General features: G+C 48.4%; 14 protein-coding genes. 8 read left to right on the top strand and 6 right to left on the bottom strand.

Features of this window, described 5'->3' with window-relative positions; all coding sequences use genetic code 11:
* Positions 1-14: 14 nt before the first annotated feature.
* On the bottom strand, positions 15-2,255 hold the full coding sequence (locus ACN0RF_RS08390) for a nitric-oxide reductase large subunit (RefSeq protein ID WP_417438664.1): 2,241 nt from the start codon (positions 2,253-2,255) through the stop codon (positions 15-17).
* 370 nt (positions 2,256-2,625) lie between these two features.
* Here ACN0RF_RS08390 and nrdG point away from each other — a divergent pair, with 370 nt between their 5' ends.
* The 3 genes from nrdG (at position 2,626) to nhaD (ending at position 6,565) form a co-directional block, all read left to right on the top strand.
* Positions 2,626-3,099: an anaerobic ribonucleoside-triphosphate reductase activating protein gene (nrdG, locus tag ACN0RF_RS08385; RefSeq protein WP_417438663.1), complete on the top strand. Its 474-nt coding sequence runs from the start codon at positions 2,626-2,628 to the stop codon at positions 3,097-3,099.
* Between the two features lie 2 nt (positions 3,100-3,101).
* A complete protein-coding gene (gene nrdD, locus ACN0RF_RS08380) occupies positions 3,102-4,940 on the top strand; it encodes an anaerobic ribonucleoside-triphosphate reductase (protein ID WP_417438662.1) in 1,839 nt (612 codons plus the stop codon).
* A 191-nt stretch (positions 4,941-5,131) separates the two neighbouring features.
* On the top strand, positions 5,132-6,565 hold the full coding sequence (gene nhaD / locus ACN0RF_RS08375) for a sodium:proton antiporter NhaD (protein ID WP_417438661.1): 1,434 nt from the start codon (positions 5,132-5,134) through the stop codon (positions 6,563-6,565).
* 72 nt (positions 6,566-6,637) lie between these two features.
* Here the strand turns inward: nhaD and hemN are convergent, their stop codons facing one another.
* Positions 6,638-7,999 carry an oxygen-independent coproporphyrinogen III oxidase gene (gene hemN, locus ACN0RF_RS08370; RefSeq protein ID WP_417438660.1) on the bottom strand — a complete coding sequence of 454 codons (1,362 nt, stop codon included), beginning with the start codon at positions 7,997-7,999 and terminating at the stop codon, positions 6,638-6,640.
* A gap of 34 nt (positions 8,000-8,033) precedes the next feature.
* Complete coding sequence (ubiT, locus tag ACN0RF_RS08365) at positions 8,034-8,531, bottom strand: ubiquinone anaerobic biosynthesis accessory factor UbiT (protein ID WP_417438659.1); 498 nt, start codon at positions 8,529-8,531, stop codon at positions 8,034-8,036.
* A 93-nt stretch (positions 8,532-8,624) separates the two neighbouring features.
* Between ubiT and ubiU the strand changes: the two genes are divergently transcribed.
* The 3 genes from ubiU (at position 8,625) to ACN0RF_RS08350 (ending at position 11,803) form a co-directional block, all read left to right on the top strand.
* Complete coding sequence (gene ubiU, locus ACN0RF_RS08360) at positions 8,625-9,617, top strand: ubiquinone anaerobic biosynthesis protein UbiU (RefSeq protein ID WP_417438658.1); 993 nt, start codon at positions 8,625-8,627, stop codon at positions 9,615-9,617.
* Positions 9,618-9,622: 5 nt separating this feature from the next.
* The gene (locus tag ACN0RF_RS08355; protein ID WP_417438657.1) at positions 9,623-10,495 is read left to right on the top strand and encodes a U32 family peptidase; all 873 of its coding nucleotides are present in this window, start codon (positions 9,623-9,625) and stop codon (positions 10,493-10,495) included.
* Positions 10,496-10,600: 105 nt separating this feature from the next.
* On the top strand, positions 10,601-11,803 hold the full coding sequence (locus ACN0RF_RS08350; protein WP_417438656.1) for an NnrS family protein: 1,203 nt from the start codon (positions 10,601-10,603) through the stop codon (positions 11,801-11,803).
* Here the strand turns inward: ACN0RF_RS08350 and ACN0RF_RS08345 are convergent.
* Together ACN0RF_RS08345 and norR are read right to left on the bottom strand one after the other, a co-directional pair.
* A complete protein-coding gene (locus tag ACN0RF_RS08345) occupies positions 11,800-12,192 on the bottom strand; it encodes a YbaN family protein (RefSeq protein WP_417438655.1) in 393 nt (130 codons plus the stop codon). The two genes, ACN0RF_RS08350 and ACN0RF_RS08345, sit on opposite strands and share 4 nt — an antisense overlap.
* Complete coding sequence (gene norR, locus ACN0RF_RS08340; protein ID WP_417438654.1) at positions 12,189-13,733, bottom strand: nitric oxide reductase transcriptional regulator NorR; 1,545 nt, start codon at positions 13,731-13,733, stop codon at positions 12,189-12,191. The genes ACN0RF_RS08345 and norR overlap by 4 nt, the downstream gene beginning before the upstream one ends.
* 158 nt (positions 13,734-13,891) lie before the next feature.
* Between norR and ACN0RF_RS08335 the strand changes: the two genes are divergently transcribed.
* The gene (locus ACN0RF_RS08335; protein WP_110013002.1) at positions 13,892-14,431 is read left to right on the top strand and encodes a hemerythrin domain-containing protein; all 540 of its coding nucleotides are present in this window, start codon (positions 13,892-13,894) and stop codon (positions 14,429-14,431) included.
* On the opposite strand, the gene ACN0RF_RS08330 is transcribed toward ACN0RF_RS08335, so the two are convergent.
* Positions 14,425-15,615 (bottom strand): murein transglycosylase domain-containing protein, encoded by a 1,191-nt coding sequence (locus tag ACN0RF_RS08330; protein WP_417438653.1) that lies wholly within the window; start codon positions 15,613-15,615, stop codon positions 14,425-14,427. The two genes, ACN0RF_RS08335 and ACN0RF_RS08330, sit on opposite strands and share 7 nt — an antisense overlap.
* A gap of 107 nt (positions 15,616-15,722) precedes the next feature.
* Between ACN0RF_RS08330 and ACN0RF_RS08325 the strand changes: the two genes are divergently transcribed.
* Complete coding sequence (locus ACN0RF_RS08325) at positions 15,723-18,389, top strand: M14 family zinc carboxypeptidase (RefSeq protein WP_417438652.1); 2,667 nt, start codon at positions 15,723-15,725, stop codon at positions 18,387-18,389.

Below are 18,389 nucleotides of genomic sequence, written 5' to 3'. Positions count from 1 at the left end.
TGGTTTATTAAGGGTTAATCAGACTTATGCTTTAGGCCTTTTACAACTTGCCAGCTAATACCTAACGCACCGACGATGAAGACCATGTCGCCAAGGGTACGGAACCAGCGTAGATTCTGTAGTAGAGGCTGCTGCATAAAGGCTTCGCTACGTGCGTACCACAAACCTTCGGTGGCAGCGGCGTAGAACTGGATAAAGCCGACAGGCAGCAAGCTGGTGAAGAGCATCATTGCCAGACCAATGTTCATGGTCCAGAACGCCATTTTCATCAGTTTTTCATCGAACTGCAGGTTCGGGCGAATGTAGCGCAGAATCAACAGGACGAAACCAAGCGCCAGGAATCCGTAAACACCAAATAAAGCTGCGTGTGCGTGAGTTGGTGTAGTGTTTAAGCCTTGTACATAGTACAGCGAAATAGGTGGGTTGATCATAAAGCCCAGCACACCTGCGCCCAGCATGTTCCAGAAAGCAACTGCAACGAAGCACAATAGTGGCCACTTAATGCGTTGCATCCAGGTTGCGCGTTTTTGCAGGCTGTAGTTTTCCCAGGCTTCGTAGCCCAGCACAATCAGCGGTACCACTTCTAACGCTGAGAAAGTAGCGCCCACGGCCATAACTGGCGTGGTTGTTCCGGCAAAGTACAAGTGGTGGAAAGTACCTGGTACACCACCGAGCATAAACAGTGACGCGGAAGCTAACGCAGCCACGGTTGCCATGCGGCGGGAAACTAAGCCCATGCTGTGGAAAATAAAGGCCAGTGACGCAGTTGCGAAAACTTCGAAGAAACCTTCTACCCACAGGTGAACAATCCACCAGCGCCAGTATTCCATAATAGAAATGTGAGTACGCTCGCCGTAGAAGAAGCCGGCACCGTAGAACAGGCCAATGGCAACAACCGAAGCGGTAAATAACGCCAGTAGGTTCTTATCGCCTTTGACTTTAAATGCACCGACAACACAACGCATCATCAGTACCAGCCAGAAAACGATACCCAGGAACTTACCAATTTGCCATAGACGACCTAAGTCGACGTATTCGTAGCCCTGGTGACCTAACCAGAAGTTAAGGTGCTCCGGCATAATTTGCGCAATGGCTAACCAGTTACCGATAAAGGTACCTGCGACAACCAGAACCAGTGCCCAGAACAGGATATCGACACCCAGTTTCTGATACTTAGGATCTTTACCGCCATTAATAATTGGGGCAAGGAATAAACCAGCAGCCAGGAACCCGGTGGCAATCCAGAACATAGCGGCCTGAATGTGCCAGGTACGGGTTAGTGAGTAGGGGAACCACTCTGAAATATTAATGCCGTAGAATTCCTGTCCTTCGACTGTGTAGTGTGCGGTTAAGCCACCCAGTAAAACTTGTAGCGAGAACAGTGCGACCACAATAAACAGATACTTACCTAAGGCTTTTTGTGACGGCGTGAGCTTAATTTTGGCTATGGGATCATGCTCCGGAGCAACAGGGTCTTCTTCGTCGTGTTGACGTAAAAACGCCCATGCCCAGATTAAGAAGCCAACACCGGCAATTAAGAGGATAACGCTGACAATAGACCAGATAATATTTTCCGCGCTAGGCACATTGTCTATTAAAGTCTCATGTGGCCAGTTATTGGTATAAGTAATGTCTGAGTCAAAACGTTCTGTCGACGCGGCCCAGGCTGTCCAGAAGAAAAAGTCGTTCATTACCGCGCGACGCGCTTCTGAAGGAAGCGTATTTTCTTTCATGGCGTAGCTGACGCGGGTAGGTCGCAGCTCCGGGTCATCGCTGAACAGCTTTGAGTAATACTCGCCGGTCTGCTCAATAGCCTGAATGCGTCGTTCGCTTAGAATAACGGTATCTGAAGCTTTATCGTAAGTATTGGTCCGATACTCTTCTTTTAGCTCGTATTCCAGCTGATTTCGCTGTGAACCTTCAAGCTGTTCGTAAGGTTTACCAAAGACTTCGTTGGCGCGAATGTCCAGCCAGGCCAGAAGTTCGCGGTGTAGCCAGTCAGCTGTCCAGTCGGGCGCCTGATAAGCACCGTGCCCCCAAATGGAACCCAGTTGCATGCCGCCAACAGACTGCCAGGCGGTTTGCCCGTCTAAAACCGATTCCTCGGTTGCAATGACTTCGCCATTGGTACTCATGAACTTATCCGGAATAGGCGGGGCTTCCCGGTAAACTTCCGTTCCGAAGTATCCTAAAAGTCCAAAGGTAATTGCGAGAACTGCAATTAGCGTCCACCAAAGCTTACGATACCCGGCCATAATTGACCTCCTTGATGCTGAACAGCTTCATATTGTTACTCCATAGGTTTATGAGCAGAGAATTTTTATTAATTCGCTATGCATTTACCTAGGTGCAATATTAAGGCCATAGTTTAACTATCTGATAAATAAGGTATTTAATACAAAAGGGTATTTATGACTTAAATTTATTAGGTTGTTTTTACTTTTATGGTTAAAAGTACCTTAAAGGTTATTTATACCCTTTAATGGGTATCTCTTTATGACTCCCGCCATTTTTTCCTTCTTGCTTAAATCTTGAGCGTGATCAATGCGCCCGAAATAGACTTAACTATGCTTAAACACAATATGTAGTGATTATTTTTATGTTAATAACAATATATGGTGTTTTATGCCGGTTTCCCTTACAAGCCTACATTACAGTGCGGAGCAAGTTGTCTGGCAAGAAGTGCCGGGGGAAGTTGCCTTAGCCTACACCATTACCGGCTGTCCGGTTGGCTGTAAAGGCTGCCACAGTGTGGATAGCTGGCCCGTGGGAAGCGGGTCGCCTTTAACGCAGGAACACCTGGCACAGCAGCTGCAAAAATACCGTGAGTTAATTAGCTGCGTTCTCTTTCTGGGCGGCGAATGGCAGCCCACAGCACTACTGAAACTATTAAAGCAAGTACGAAACGAAGGGCTGGAAACCTGCCTGTATACCGGCTATGAAAACGTCACTCTTGCTCTTCGCAAACAACTGACTTACTTAAAAACCGGGCCGTGGATTGCTGCCCGGGGCGGGCTGGAAAGCCCAACCACCAACCAACGCTTTTATGATTTACGGACCCGGCAGTTATTGAACTGCAAGTTTCAAACAGGAGAATAATTATGTTGCGCTTAAATGAGGAACAAGTCACTGGCAAAGTCGATTTCATTCACGAGTATCTGCATGCTCAAAACGCGGCCGATGGCTCGAAAATGGACGCAAACGCCAACGTCACACAAAAGAACATAGCAACGCTTGAAGCCGAGTTAATGAAAGACTTTTTTGTGCAGGTTAACCGCAAGCAAGTCAGCAATAAAATCAGTGAGCTTTTTGGTAACGAGCTGGCAAAAGAGTACGTTCGACAAATTGAAGAGCATGAAATATACGTACATGACGAAACCAGCCTCAAACCTTACTGTGTTTCAGTCACTATGTACCCGTTTTTACGTGACGGTTTAACTAAGCTGGGTGGAGAGTCTCAGGCACCTAAGCATTTAGAGTCGTTCTGCGGCACCTTTGTGAACTTTGTTTTTGCCGTGAGTTCGCAGTTTGCCGGGGCTGTTGCAACGGTCGAGTTCTTAACCTACTTCGACTACTTTGCCCGCAAGGACTACGGCGACGATTATTTGAATACGCATCGTCACCAGATTGAAAACCATCTGCAGCACGTGGTGTATGCGTTGAATCAGCCTGCGGCTGCACGCGGCTACCAGAGTGTGTTCTGGAATATCTCTATTTACGACCAGCATTACTTTGACAGCATGTTTGGTGAGTTTGTTTTCCCTGCGGACTTTAATAAACCTGAGTGGAACTCAGTAAGTGCGTTACAGGACTTCTTCCTGAACTGGTTTAATAAGGAACGGGAGAAAACGATTTTGACCTTCCCGGTGGTAACAGTGGCTATGCTGACGGACAACGGAAAGTGCAAAGATCAGCTGTTTGCCGAAAAAATTGCCGGGGAGATGGCAAAGGGGAATTCATTTTTCGTCTACTTATCTGACAATGCCGACTCGTTAGCGTCCTGTTGTCGGCTACGTAGTGAAATTAGCGACAATACCTTTTCTTATACCCTGGGGGCCGGTGGTGTCGCTACAGGCTCTATTAATGTCATTACCATGAACATGAACCGTTTGGTGCAGGATGGCAGAGATTTACAGGAAGAAGTCAGCAAAATTCACAAATATCAGGTGGCTTACAGAAAGCTGATGGAAGAATACAAGGAAGCGGGCTTATTAACCGTGTACGACGCGGGCTTTATTACCCTGGACAAGCAATTCCTGACTATAGGCATTAACGGCATGGTTGAAGCGGCGGAATCTCGGGGAATCATTGCAGGTAACAACCAGGCTTATAAAGACTTTGTACAAAGCCATTTAAAAGTGATTTACGACGCCAATAAAGCGGCGAAAAAAGAATACGGTTATATGTTCAACACTGAGTTTGTGCCAGCAGAAAACCTGGGTGTGAAAAACGCTAAGTGGGACAGAGCTGACGGCTATAAAGTGACCCGTGACTGCTACAACTCCTATTTTTATGCCGTAGAAGACGAAGATGCCAATGCACTGGATAAACTGGTTCTTCACGGAAAAGAATTGATTGAATACCTGGATGGAGGTTCGGCATTGCATTTGAACCTTGATGAAAAGCTCAATAGCTCTGGGTATTTGTCCTTGCTGAACATTGCTGCAAGAACCGGCTGCAACTACTTCTGTATTAACGTCAAAATTACCATTTGTAACGACTGCGGGCAGATTGATAAACGCACCTTGAGCGAATGTTCCAGCTGTGGCTCTGAGGACATCGATTACGGAACCCGGGTGATTGGTTACTTAAAACGAGTGTCTGCTTTTAGCGCAGGCCGTCGAAAAGAGCACCATTTGCGTCATTATCATCGCAAGCAGCCTGCAGAGGTTGCTGTGGGTGCGGCACAATCCAATAGGGTATTGCGCAGAGCTAGCTAAAGTGGCACAAAATGCTTACAGAGAGGGATGAGTTTTCCCTCTTTCTGTAGCTCTCATAATTCGAGTTTTGTGGTAATCTCCGCGCGAAAATTCCTGCCGGAATAATCAACCATTTTCATTCTTAACCACCAACCAACAAGGAGAGTTGGTGCAGTTTATATTTTGGTTCTGAACTGCACTGAAAAAACGCTATGAAAAGATTGCTGTTTACCGTCATTTCGCTGCTGTTTTCGGTATCAGTACTGGCTGCAGAATCCTCTGCTGACCGTATCGATCTCACCTCATCGACCGTTGGTTACGCCGCCATCGTCATTTTTATTCTTGCGTATATTTTGGTGATGGGTGAAGAGAAACTGCACATGAGAAAATCCAAGCCTGTGCTGGTTGCGGCAGGGGTTATCTGGATACTCATTGGGTTTGTTTATACTGGCGACAACGCCGTTCTGGCGGAAGAAGCGTTCAGGGAGAATTTATTAAAATTCGCAGAGTTGATGTTGTTTTTGCTGGTGGCAATGACCTACATCAATGCGCTGGAAGAACGGCGTTTGTTCGATGCGCTCAGCGCCTGGTTGATGAAAAAGGGCTTTACCTATAGAAAACTCTTCTGGATAACCGGCTTTTTAGCGTTTTTTATCTCGCCTATTGCGGACAACCTGACTACCGCTCTGTTGATGTCGGCTGTGGTCATGAAAGTTGCCGAGGGCAATAAAAAGTTCGTCGCGCTATGCTGTTCCAGCATTGTTATAGCGGTTAATGCCGCTGGTGCATTCAGCCCGTTTGGGGACATCACCACGCTTATGGTCTGGCAGTCCGGCAAAGTGGAGTTTACCGAGTTCTTACAGCTGTTTGTGCCCGCGTTGGTGAACTACTTAATACCCGCAATCATCATGAGCTTCTTTATTGAGAACAAAAGTCCGACAACATTGCATACCGAAGTCGAGCTTAAGCGCGGAGCCCTGCGCATTACGTTCTTGTTCTTGTTAACAGTCGCAACCGCCGTTGCATGCCACATTTGGCTGCATTTACCGCCGGTACTCGGCATGATGATGGGGCTGGGCTACTTACAGTTCTTTGGTTACTTCCTGCGTATGACCCTGCCGGGGTCGCTGGCGCGTAAACGAGCAATGGCAGAACGCGAGGGTGACCAAAAACGCCTGCAACAACTTGGTGGTGTTGTGCCATTCGACGTATTCAGCCGGGTTTCCCGTGCCGAATGGGACACCTTGCTGTTTTTCTACGGCATTGTGCTGTGCGTTGGCGGTTTAGGATTTATGGGATACTTAGGTTTACTGTCCGAGTCTCTTTACGGTGGTTTAGACCCAACCATAGCAAACAGTATTCTAGGCGTGGTCTCCGCTCTTGTGGATAACATCCCGGTGATGTTCGCAGTACTGTCCATGGACCCTGAAATGTCCACCGGACACTGGCTGCTAATAACCCTGGCCTGTTGTACCGGCGGCAGCCTGCTCTCTATCGGTTCCGCATCAGGCGTTGCCTTAATGGGACAAGCCAGAGGTTACTACACCTTTATGTCGCACCTGAAATGGACACCGGTAATAGCAATAGGCTACGCAGCCAGCATCCTGCTACACCTATGGCTAAACCAAGCCACCTTCCTCAGCTAGCGGGGATGGGTTTACGGCGTCTTTCTTACCAGCTCTCCAAGCGTAACCGAGGCCGGGTTACCGCCCCAGCCGCTAAACGACTTTGGAGTAGCGGTTCTGGCCGTGATCGAGGTATTCGTCGAAACAGGCGCAGATGCTGCGAACCCAGAGGCGACCTAAGTCAGTGACGCGGAGCTTTTTGTCGGAGACGTCGACTAGACCGTCTTCAATGAATGGTTTTAGTAGTGGTATGGCTTCGGCGAAATGAGCCCAGAAATCGTCGAGATCCCATTGTGCTTTAAAGGCTTCTATATCAAGCTCGAAATGGCAAATAACCTGAGAAATTAATGCGGCACGCAGCTTATCTTCGTCGTTTAACGCCATGCTTTTTATAATGGGTTTTTGTCCGTTATCTATCATTTTGTAGTAGGCCGGTAGCTCTTTTTCGTGTTGCCACAGCACACCGTTCACCTGGCTAATGGATGAAACACCTAAGCCGAGCAGTGCGTCCTGACCGTCGGTGGTGTAGCCCTGGAAGTTACGCTGCAGGCGGCCTTCGCGCTGAGCTATGGCAAGGCCATCGTCTTTTTTTGCAAAATGGTCCATGCCGATAAACTGATAACCGGCGTCGTTAAGCTGTGTAATGGCTTGTTCCAGCAGACTTAGCTTAACCGATGGCTGTGGAATGGATTCTTCCGGTATTTTCTTCTGACCAGCGAAACGCTGGGGTAAATGGGCGTAGCTAAACACTGAAATGCGATCGGGATCCATTTCAATGACTTGCTCAATAGACTTCTTAAAGGTTTCCGGGCGCTGGTAAGGCAGGCCGTAAATAAGGTCTAAGTTAATTGACTCAAAGCCTAGCTCTTTACTGAGTTTTAGCTGATGCGCAATAAGCTCAATGTCCTGTACGCGATGGATCGCAATTTGAACTTTCTTGTCGAAGTCCTGCACCCCGTAGCTGACACGGTTAAACCCCAGTTTACGTAAATGGCGAAGCTTTTCGTCGCTGCAGCTGCGCGGGTCAATCTCTATGCTGACTTCAGGGTTGTCCGCGAAGGTAAAATGCTGATGAACCAGTTCCATTAGGCGGGTCAGTTGCTGTTCAGTCAAAAAGGTTGGGGTACCACCGCCTAAATGAATCTGGCGGATCTTCTTGTCCTTTACCATTGGCTGGTACATCGCCATTTCGCGGGCGAGGTAGTCCAGATACTTATCGGCTTTATGCTGGTGGCGGGTAATTACTTTATTGCAACCACAATAATAACAAAGCTTGTGACAGAACGGTAAATGCAAATACAGACACAGTCCGTCATTTGCATTTTTCAGCGCGGCTTCTATGCGGCTTTCTGAAAATTGTTCGGAAAGCATTAACGCTGTGGGATAAGACGTATAACGAGGTCCATTAATGTTGTATTTTTCTATTAACTCTTTATCCCAGGTAACTGTACTCATAACCACCCCTTGACCCCAGTCAAAAACTATTTAATTAACTTGTCTGTATTGTTTCACCTTTTTCTTTATAAATAAAATCACTAAACCGGTCTCCTATTAAATATAAGGTCCTTGGTAGCTTTTGATTTACCTCAATGGTGTCTAAGAAGTTTTTTAAATGTAACCCTAATTCGGTATTGCCTTTTACCATTAGTTTCCGATTAAAGAATAAAGTGTCGGGGTCAACCTTTCCGTAAATCAGCAAAAGCAGTGCGTCACCGTCTGATGAGAGCTGTACGTCGGGTTCAACGGGGCTCTTAAGGGATTTTAGTTGGTTTCCTTTTAACGTCAAAAATAGAGATAAATCAATGTCTTTAACCTTTATCTCTATTATTTTTCCAGACATAAAATTAAGCTCTCCTGATGAGATTTCTTCCCTAAATAAAAGGTTTAATAACTTTTCAGATCCAAAGTTAATAAATTTATTAGGAATTAACTTATTTATTGGTCGAATTATTCTAGGTATAGAAGATACCCAATTGGTGGTATTCATATTTTGCTCCGTTTGCAACAACACAATAAAAGTTTTGAGCACTATAATGAATTGATAATTAGGGTGCTACAAAATATTAAATAGAGGTTTTAAATGGAACTGCTTTGTCCGGCCGGAAGTATCCCCGCATTAAAAGCGGCTATAGAAAATGGTGCCGATGCGGTCTACGTTGGGCTAAAGGATGAAACCAATGCACGTCATTTCGCTGGTCTGAATTTAAATCAGATGAAGCTAGCAGAAGCAGCGGACTATGTGCATAAATATGGTAGCAAGCTGCATGTTGCCATTAATACCTTTGCGCACGCTAACAGTTGGGAAAAATGGCGAAAGGCGGTCGATGACGCTGTTCTGGCCGGTGCTGATGTATTGATTATTGCAGACCTGGCGGTTCTGGCTTACGCGGCTGAAAGGTACCCCAAAGTTGAAAGGCACTTATCGGTGCAGGCCTCTGCAACCAACGCAGGAGCCATCCGCTTTTACCAGCAATTTGGTGTGTCGCGGGTGGTCTTGCCGCGTGTGTTGTCTATGCAGCAAGTCAGAGCCCTGGCGCGCACTACTGACGTCGAGCTGGAAGTCTTTGCTTTCGGTAGTCTCTGCATTATGGCGGAAGGGCGTTGTTACTTAAGTTCTTATCTGACTGGTGAGTCGCCCAATACAGCAGGTGCCTGTTCGCCCGCGGCTTTTGTGGAGTGGGACGAACAGGACAATAAATTAGAATCTCGACTTAACGGTGTGCTTATCGACCGCTTTGATGAAAACGAAAAAGCGGGTTATCCCACTTTATGCAAAGGGCGTTTTTCGGTTGACGACGAAATTTACAACGTACTGGAAGAACCCACCAGCCTGAATACCTTAAGCTTGTTGCCGCAACTGTATAAAGAAGGCATTGCTTCATTGAAAATTGAAGGTCGGCAGCGCAGTCCGGCTTATGTCTCGCAAATTACCCGAGTCTGGCGTCAGGCTATCGATGCCGTTATGACCGACCCTGACGCTTTTGAAGTCGAAGATAACTGGAGTTCGGTTCTGGCCTCACTTTCTGAAGGCAGTCAAACGACACTGGGCGCGTACCACCGGAAATGGAAGTAACCAATATGAAGTTTTCTCTAGGGCCTATTCTGTATTTTTGGCCGAAACAGCAGGTTTTTGATTTTTACCAGCAAGCCGCGGAGTCAAATGTTGACCATGTGTATTTGGGCGAAACCGTTTGCAGTAAGCGTCGTGAGTTAAAGCTGGATGACTACCTAGCGATAGCGCACATGCTACGAGAAGCCGGGAAAAAAGTAACGCTGTCGACAATGACCTTGCTGGAAGCTCCTGCGGAGCTCCGGGAGCTGGGTAAATATTGCGATAATGGTGAGTTTGATGTCGAAGCAAATGATGTCAGTGCTATTGGGGTGCTGCAGGAGCAGGGGCTGAACTTTACCGCCGGGCCAGCCATTAATATTTATAATCACCAGAGCCTGCGCCGTCTTATTGATATGGGTATGACACGTTGGGTGGTTCCATTTGAACTTTCCCGCGACTGGCTGCAGGACGTTTTACAGCACAACCTTATTGACACCGTGAGGGACTGCTTTGACGTGGAAGTTTTCTCCTTTGGTCATATACCTTTGGCCTGGTCTGGTCGTTGCTTTACTGCCCGCTCAGAGAACCGGCCGAAAGATCAGTGCGAGCTGTGTTGCATAAAGTATCCGGAAGGCCGGGAAGTGAAAAGCCAGGAAGGTCAGCAGGTGTTTGTGCTGAATGGCATTCAGACGCAATCGGGTACACGTTATAACCTGATAAACCAGCTGCCGGGTATGAATGGCCTGGTCGATATTGTGCGCATTAGTCCGCAACCCGGGGGGACTTTCGACTGGCTACAACGCTTCCGCAGTAATATCAATGGGGAACACCCCGTGACCCTGACGAGCAAGGAGAACAATGGCTATTGGTTGCAATTGGCGGGGCTAGCGACAGGCTAGAATCTCTAAATAGGTATTAACCGACTTTTAGTGGTAGAGCGTCGATCTTAGTCAAAATAAAAGGTATATTAAAAATGTATCTTTTATTAATAAGCGGTGACAGTGATGCAAATCACAGACAGACAAAAAGAAGAGCAGTTAACTCCTATTCTGCGGCAGGCATTCCGCCCACTGTTCCTTTTGGGGGCCGGGTTTAGCGCCATAGCGATGCTGCTGTGGGGGTTAGCACTTAGCGGAAAGCTCAGTTTGCCTGTATACGGCAACATTATGTTCTGGCACAGCCATGAAATGATATTTGGCTTCGTTACTGCCATAGTCCTGGGTTTTTTATTAACTGCGGTGCAGAACTGGACCGGACTTAGGGCACCACATGGCAATACTCTGCTTATTCTGACCGTTTTATGGGCAGCCGCCAGGCTAATGTTACTGTTGGGCTGTAAACTGCCGTGGTGGTTGGTTGCAGGCGTGGATGTCAGCCTCTTACCTGTTGCCGCGTTGCTGTTCGGGCGTATGGTGTTAAAAGTAAATCAGACCCGGAATTTATTCTTTGTGCCCATTTTGCTGTTGCTGACGGTGTGCAACTTGCTTATGCATTACGGCTTACACTTTGGTCACTATCATATTCAGGTGCTAGGTGCTTACAACGCAGTATTTCTGGTGACCTTGTTAATGGCCATTATTGGCGGACGAGTGCTGCCAATGTTTACTGCCAACGGGACTCAAACACCTAAAGTAACACCAGTAGTCTGGCTTGATCGCATAGCTTTAGGCAGTTTGTGGCTTATCTTCGCTGTGCACTTTCTGAATCTGCACACGCTGTTGCCTAACCAGATAATGGTTGTTCTATTTGGTGTTTCAGCGGTGGCAACCGGTATAAGAGTTGCGCGCTGGAAAATCTGGATAACCTGGAGAGTACCGCTGCTTTGGTCACTGCATTTAGCTTATTGGTTTATTCCCGTTGGTCTGGCGTTATTTGCATTGCGTTACGCAGGCTTCGACCTGACTCAGAGTCTGGCGCTGCATGCCTTAACCGCAGGAGCTATGGGGAATATGATCCTCAGTATGATAGCGCGCGTCTCGTTGGGCCATAGCGGGCGTCCGTTGCAACCAAAACTTATAATGACCGGGGCATTTTTACTGGTATTAATAGCCGCATTAACCCGGGTCTTCTTAATGTGGTTGGCTCCTGATTTAGCCAGCCAGTGGTTAATGTTTAGCGCTATAGCCTGGACAATGGCTTATGGCATTTATGTTGTGGTTTATTTTAAGGTGCTGACAACACCCCGCGCCGACGGTAACCCAGGTTAAGTTTCTTCCGGAGAGTGGTCGGGGCGCGTGGCCAGCCAGCACCCGACCACAACCAGCACAACGCCGACAATGGCTTTTAACCACACCGGAATCTGTGGAACAAATAACCATAGCACCAGGTACCCGGTTGCCATCATGACTAAGGCTATTATCTTAGACCTACGTTTAATGACCCGGTGGTCGCGCCAGGCTCTTATGTCCGGACCGTATTTAGGATGGTTAAGCAGCCAGGCTTCAAGCCGGGGCCAGCCTTTACTGGCAGCCCACAATGCCGCAATGAGAAAAGGCACTGTGGGCATTACCGGCAGGGCAATGCCAATAATTCCAAGCAATACAAAAAATAGCGCCAGAGCGCGCCACAATAACCGAATTAACAGCTCCCGCGTCACGACTTCATTCCTAATCGGCTGGCCATTTTGTGCAGGTTACTGGCGTCCAGCTGCAGGTCTTTAGCGGCCTGACTCCAGCTGTCGTTATGACGGCTTAAAGCTGCCTCTATCATCTTACGCTGAGTATAATTTACCGCTTCTTTCATCGACACGTTAGCCTGAGGTAAGCTGGTTCCAGCAGAATTTTTTCCAGAGTCGGTGGTGGCTGACAAAGGCAGTTGCACATCCAGATCCAGCATGTCGGGTTCAATGGTGGCAATATCGGTTTTTTCCACACCGTGGCTAAGCAGCTTAATAGCGGCCCGGCTGATAACATGTTCCAGTTCACGCACATTACCCGGCCACTGATACTGTTGTATGGCAAGCTCAGCCTCCGGCGATAAGCGCAAAGCCCGCAACCCCAGACGAGCCCGGTTTAGCTCGAGAAAATGCCCGGCCAGAATAGACACATCGTCACCGCGCTCGCGTAATGGCGGAATTGGCAAAGGATAAACCGAAAGGCGGTGGTATAAATCAGCACGGAAAGTTTCATTACTGACTTGCTGACGCAGGTTGCGGTTGGTGGCGGCTATAAGGCGAACATCTACTTTTCGGTATTTGTCAGAGCCCAAACGCTGAATTTCACCATTTTGCAGTACTCGCAATAATTTAGCCTGTATGGATAGTGGCAGCTCGCCAACTTCATCCAGAAACAGCGTACCGCCGTGAGCGACTTCAAAGCGCCCTGAACGGTCGCTGGTTGCGCCGGAAAACGCCCCTTTTACATGACCAAAAAGCTCGCTTTCTGCAAGTGATTCGGGCAGAGCCGCGCAATTTACATAAATAAGGGGTTTGTCGCTGCGCTGTGAGAGTATGTGCAGTTCACGGGCAAACAGCTCTTTACCGACACCAGTCTCACCCAGCAGCAACACGGGCAAATCGGCACTGGCAACCACTCGCAGTTCTTTCAGCACACTTTCAATGGCTTTGCTGTGCCCGATAATTTCCGACTCGTTTCTTTCTGTGGTGCCGGATTTTGGCATAGTGCGTTGCTGGCCTTGTCGCAGAGCCCTGACGTTTTGCTCCAGCTGGCCAATGCGAACGGCGGTCTCAACGAACAAGCTAAACTTTTGCAGTTCAATCATTGAGTTGTCGGTAAATGTACCGGGTTGCAGTGCGTCTAAGGTCAGTACACCCCAACACTTATTCTCCAGATACAAACTAATACCCATGCAGTCGTGAACGGGCAGCGCATTACCTGGCTGCTCAGCGAGCAGTCCGTCGTAGGGGTCCGGTAATGACGAATCGTGCTCAAACCGCACGGGGTTGCGAGATGCCAGCAATGCCGCTAACCTGGGGTGCTGTGCTACAACAAACCGACGACCCAGCGCTTCGCGTACCAGTCCCTGAATAGCAACTGGTTGCAGCACTTCATTATCCAGCTTTAATAAAACCACTGCGCCACAGTTGAAGTGACTGCGTAAGGTGTTGACTAAATTTTGTAAACGAACCGCTGCAGGCTGCTCGGTAAGCAGGTCTGCTAATAGACTTTCTTGCAACATGGTTAAATTGACTGCCCAGGTTAAAAATACCCTTATTGGTTGGGTTGATAGTACCGTGACACCCCGGAGAGTCAATAATCCTAACGGGGTAGGAGCTGGCCTGTTTGTTGCAGTCCTGACCGGAGTAAGAAACTTTATTTAGCAAACAGGAGTGACCCATGAGTACTTTCGATGACCGTTTACAGACTGCCGAGCAACAATGGCAGGACGCTTCACCCAAGCATTTGATAGAGCATATTTATCTGCGTTTTCATCAGCGCCATCGCGAACAGCTTCCTGAGTTAAAGCAATTGGCCATGCGCGTTGAAGCCGTTCATGGTGATCACCCCGAAGCCCCGGTTGGTCTGACTGAACACCTGGATAACCTGATGCAGGAGCTGGAAAGCCACATGACAAAAGAAGAACAAATTCTTTTTCCTTTGCTGTCTCGTGGTGTTTATCCCGGCGGGCCAATTTCAGTAATGGAAAGCGAACACGTTCAGCATGAAGGTGAACTTAATAGAATTGACGAACTGACCAATAACTTAACGCTACCGGAAGGCGCCTGTGGTACCTGGACAGCTCTTTATAAAGGCTTAAAAGAGCTGCAGGATGATTTGCACGAGCATATTCACCTGGAAAACAACCTGCTTTTTGTTGAAAAGAAAGCATCGGCACCCGAGCACGGTAAAGATTTTTGTTGCGGTTCGTGTCAGTAACCCTGCTTAAAGTACATCACCTTTTCTAAATATCGGCGGCTCTCCGCTAACGGATGCTTAGAAGTTAAGTCCCGGTAAACAATGCCGGGCTGACTTCGGTTTATAATTTGAACCGCGTTGCTGCGGTTGGAAGAAAAGGTTTTCAGCACGTTACCGGCGCCACCATTGTATGCTGAAACAATAGCGTATTCGCGACTGCGCGGGTGTTGCACGCCTTTTAGGTACTGGGTGTTCAAAATGTGCAAATAGGCACTGCCAATATCGATGTTCTGAGCCGGGTCAAACAATTGTTGAGACGTGGGCTGCCCGGGAATTTTACGAACGCGCTCAAACACGTCACGTCCGGCGGTCGATGCCACTACCTGCATTAAGCCGTAAGCGTTAGCGTGGCTCACCGCATAAGGGTTAAAGCTGCTTTCGGTTTCAATAATGGCATAAATAAGCTCAGGCTCCAGGTTATAGCGTCGCGCTGCGGCTATAACGTAGTCGGCATACTGGTTTTTGCGTAGCTCCTGGTGTTCATCGACCAAAGCAATTTGAACCTCATACACCTTGTTGTTTTTAGCGCGCCGGGTGCGCAACTGGTTTTTCACCAAATACTCGGCAAAGCGATTCGCCCGCCATTCGTACTCGACGACCACATTGTCCTGGTCAACAACTTGCCCGCGCAAAAATGGTTTTCCCGTCCGTTCAGGTTCTTTATCGGTAAAAATATCAACGGCAGTGAGGTCGTTTGGCGTTAACAGCGTACGCACAATAGCGGCTTTGAGTTGTTCCCGGGTTTTGGCCGGATCATTGCTGTCATGCAATGTCGCAACACTCAGCAGGCCCTGCTCAAAATCGACAACGGCTTTGGCATGGAAGTTATCGCTGTATTTAACGTATTTTTTCGCGCTGGGAACCGTGTTTTCCTCGTCACCCCATATGGCCTCAGCAACGGCACGCAGGTCGCGCAAGGCATCGCGTAAGTCCTCTATGTCGCTAATAAGCTGTTGCGGGTTGCTGCGGTAGCTGTGCAAACGCTCACGCGCCATAGATTCCACCACGGCGGTTGGGTCGTTACCGCTAAGCACGCCGGAATTGACCACGCGTTTTACGTTATTAGGTGTTATTTGGCATCCCGCCAAAATTAGCGTTGTGGCTATAGCCGCCAGCAGAGTGGTTAATTGAGTCTTTTTATTCATAGCGCCTAAATTGAGCTTCACTTCCCTTGTTCAAGCTTTTACATTAGAGAGACATAAAAAGAAACCCTAAGCACAGTTTAAAAGTGCATAAAACAACAGGAATGAAGATGCGCAGTCTCAAATTTGCGGCGATAATAGCCGCCGTCTCGTGGTTTATTAACCCCTCCTACGCACAGCAGTTGGCTGGCGAAAAGTCATTACTTCCCGAAGCGAACTACGGTAATTCAGAAGTGACCGTTGAGAAGGTCCTGGGTTATCCGCTTGGCACTAAAATTACCAGCCCGGCGGATATGAGCCGTTATTTTGAAGCCTTAAAGCAGGCTTACCCTAAGCAGGTTAAGCTGCTTGAATACGGCAAAAGCTGGGAAGGGCGTACGCTTTATTACGCAGTTATTTCCAGTGAAGACAATATGGCTGACTTTGACGGCTTTATGCAGGGCATGCAGGCCTTAGCTGACCCGCGTAAAACCAACAGCGATAAGGCTGAGCAGTTAATTGACGAATTGCCCGGCAGTATCTGGCTGTCCTATGGCGTTCACGGGAATGAAATTTCTTCTCCTGAAGCGGCAATGATGACTGCTTATCATTTGCTGCATGACCAGCGTGAGCAGACTCAGCGCTGGCTGGACAATACTATGGTGTTTATTGACCCACTGCAAAACCCGGACGGGCGCGCCCGCTTTGTGGACCGTTACTACATGAGTGTTGGGCTGGAACACTCAGGCGATCGACGCAGTGCGGAGCAAAACGAACCCTGGCCTAACGGACGCACGAATCACTATCTGTTTGATATGAATCGTGACTGGATAGCGCTGACTCAGCCTGAAATTAGCGGGCAAATAGATGCCTTGTTAAAGTACTATCCGCTGGTGTTTGTTGATCTGCATGAGATGAGCGGCGATTCCACTTATTACTTCACCCCAGAGGCTCGGCCTTATAATCCACTGATTACCGAGTCACAACGCGAAACGCTGAACTGGATTGGTAAAAATAACGGCCAGTGGTTCGACGAAAAAGGCTTTGATTACTTTACCCGTGAAATTTTCGATGCGTTTTACCCGGGTTATGGTGCCAGCTGGCCCCTGTATCAGGGCTCAGTTGCTATGACCTATGAGATGGCTTCAGCGCGCGGGCATTTGTTTGACCGTACAGACGGTGACGTACTGACCTACGCTGACGGTGTTCAGCAGCATTTTATAGCGTCTATCTCGACGATTCAGACAGTTTCCGAACGCCGCGAAGCCTTATTGCAGAAGTTCTGGGAGTACCGCAAGTCAGCGGTCGAAGCAGGCGAAGACGGTGATGTCCGTTCTATTATTCTACCCGCCAAGGATGACCCGGCCGCCGCACGTAAACTGGCTTCTTTACTGGTTGAACAGGGCGCAGAAGTGAAGCAGGCGGAAAAGGCGTTTGATGTGTGCGGTACTGATTATGAAGCTGGCGCTTATATCATTGATATGGCACAGCCCGCACACCGCATGATACGCACCTTAATGGATAAGCAAGTGGATATGGCGGATGACTTCCTGGCAGAGCAGGAGCAGCGCCGTAACAATAATCTACCGGACCAAATTTACGACGTAACCGGTTGGTCACTGCCGTTGATGTTCAATGTCGACAGCTACACCTGTGATGACTTACCTGACGTAGCCACAGCCTTTGTAGAAGAAGGTCGTATTGAGCCTGGCAAAGTGACTAACCCAGATGCCAAAGTGGCCTTTTTGATTCGTTGGGGTGACATGAACGCAGGACGTTTTCTCACTGCTGCGCTGCGCGAGGGTCTGGAGGTTCGCCAAAGCGAATTAGCCTTTACCCACGAAAGCGCTGGTGAATTCCCAAGCGGCTCATTGATTTTAACCCGAGCTGATAATCCCGATGGCTTGCAGGCGAAACTAAAGAAGCTCGCTGAAGCGTCAGGTGCAACCGTTGAAGGTGTTGATACAAGCTGGATGACTGAAGGGCCTAACTTTGGTTCGCACAACGTAAGCAAACTGGAAGCACCTAACATTGCTATTGCCTGGGATGAGCCGGCTAGCCCATACAGTGCAGGGCATACCCGCTTTGTCATTGAGCGTCAGATGGGGTACCCGGTAACGGCTATTCGTACCATGCAGTTATTGCAAGATGACCTTGATGGGCTGGATGTTCTGATATTACCGGAAGGCGCTTATTCTGGCGTATTTAACGACAAAAGCGTTGAAAAGATCCAACGGTGGGTGTCAGATGGCGGTGTGTTGCTGACCTTAGGCAGGGCTTCTGCCTGGGCGGTTGAAACCGGTCTGCTTAATACCCAGCTGGAACGCAAAGTGCCGGAAGAAGGCGTTACTGAGCCTGATGAAGCAATTAAAGTAGACGGTAAAGTAATTGAAAGCCGCGATCAGTTCTTAACGGAAATAAAACCGCACGGCGCTGATCCCGACTGGGTGCCCGGTGCGTTATTAAATGCCGAAGTGGATACAAAACACTGGTTAAGCGCCGGCGTTAAACCGCAGGTTGTGAGTATTTATAACGGCAATGACGTATTTACCCCCATTGATATTGATCACGGCCGCAACATTGCGTGGTTTGCTGGCGCGGATAGCCTGTTAGCCAGTGGCTTTTTATGGGACGATATAGCTCAGCAATTACCTTACAAGCCACTGTTAATGTGGCAGCCAAGCGGTAAAGGCATGATTATCAGCTTTACTCAGGAGCCCACGTACCGTGCCTATATGGACGGCTTAAATACCTTGCTGATGAACGCCTTGTTCCTGGCACCGGCAAAAGCACAATAG

The organism is Idiomarina sp., assembly GCF_048260185.1.
In the GTDB taxonomy this organism is placed as follows: Bacteria; Pseudomonadota; Gammaproteobacteria; order Enterobacterales; family Alteromonadaceae; genus Idiomarina.
This window is presented reverse-complemented; position numbering and strand designations above follow the sequence as displayed.

Excerpts from the sequence above, each read along its gene's own strand:
- ACN0RF_RS08390 (WP_417438664.1), bottom strand. The coding sequence starts at position 2,255 with ATGGCCGGGTATCGTAAGCTTTGGTGGACGCTAATTGCAGTTCTCGCA.
- nrdG (WP_417438663.1), top strand. The coding sequence starts at position 2,626 with ATGCCGGTTTCCCTTACAAGCCTACATTACAGTGCGGAGCAAGTTGTC.
- nrdD (WP_417438662.1), top strand. The coding sequence starts at position 3,102 with ATGTTGCGCTTAAATGAGGAACAAGTCACTGGCAAAGTCGATTTCATT.
- nhaD (WP_417438661.1), top strand. The coding sequence starts at position 5,132 with ATGAAAAGATTGCTGTTTACCGTCATTTCGCTGCTGTTTTCGGTATCA.
- hemN (WP_417438660.1), bottom strand. The coding sequence starts at position 7,999 with ATGAGTACAGTTACCTGGGATAAAGAGTTAATAGAAAAATACAACATT.
- ubiT (WP_417438659.1), bottom strand. The coding sequence starts at position 8,531 with ATGAATACCACCAATTGGGTATCTTCTATACCTAGAATAATTCGACCA.
- ubiU (WP_417438658.1), top strand. The coding sequence starts at position 8,625 with ATGGAACTGCTTTGTCCGGCCGGAAGTATCCCCGCATTAAAAGCGGCT.
- ACN0RF_RS08355 (WP_417438657.1), top strand. The coding sequence starts at position 9,623 with ATGAAGTTTTCTCTAGGGCCTATTCTGTATTTTTGGCCGAAACAGCAG.
- ACN0RF_RS08350 (WP_417438656.1), top strand. The coding sequence starts at position 10,601 with ATGCAAATCACAGACAGACAAAAAGAAGAGCAGTTAACTCCTATTCTG.
- norR (WP_417438654.1), bottom strand. The coding sequence starts at position 13,733 with ATGTTGCAAGAAAGTCTATTAGCAGACCTGCTTACCGAGCAGCCTGCA.
- ACN0RF_RS08335 (WP_110013002.1), top strand. The coding sequence starts at position 13,892 with ATGAGTACTTTCGATGACCGTTTACAGACTGCCGAGCAACAATGGCAG.
- ACN0RF_RS08330 (WP_417438653.1), bottom strand. The coding sequence starts at position 15,615 with ATGAATAAAAAGACTCAATTAACCACTCTGCTGGCGGCTATAGCCACA.
- ACN0RF_RS08325 (WP_417438652.1), top strand. The coding sequence starts at position 15,723 with ATGCGCAGTCTCAAATTTGCGGCGATAATAGCCGCCGTCTCGTGGTTT.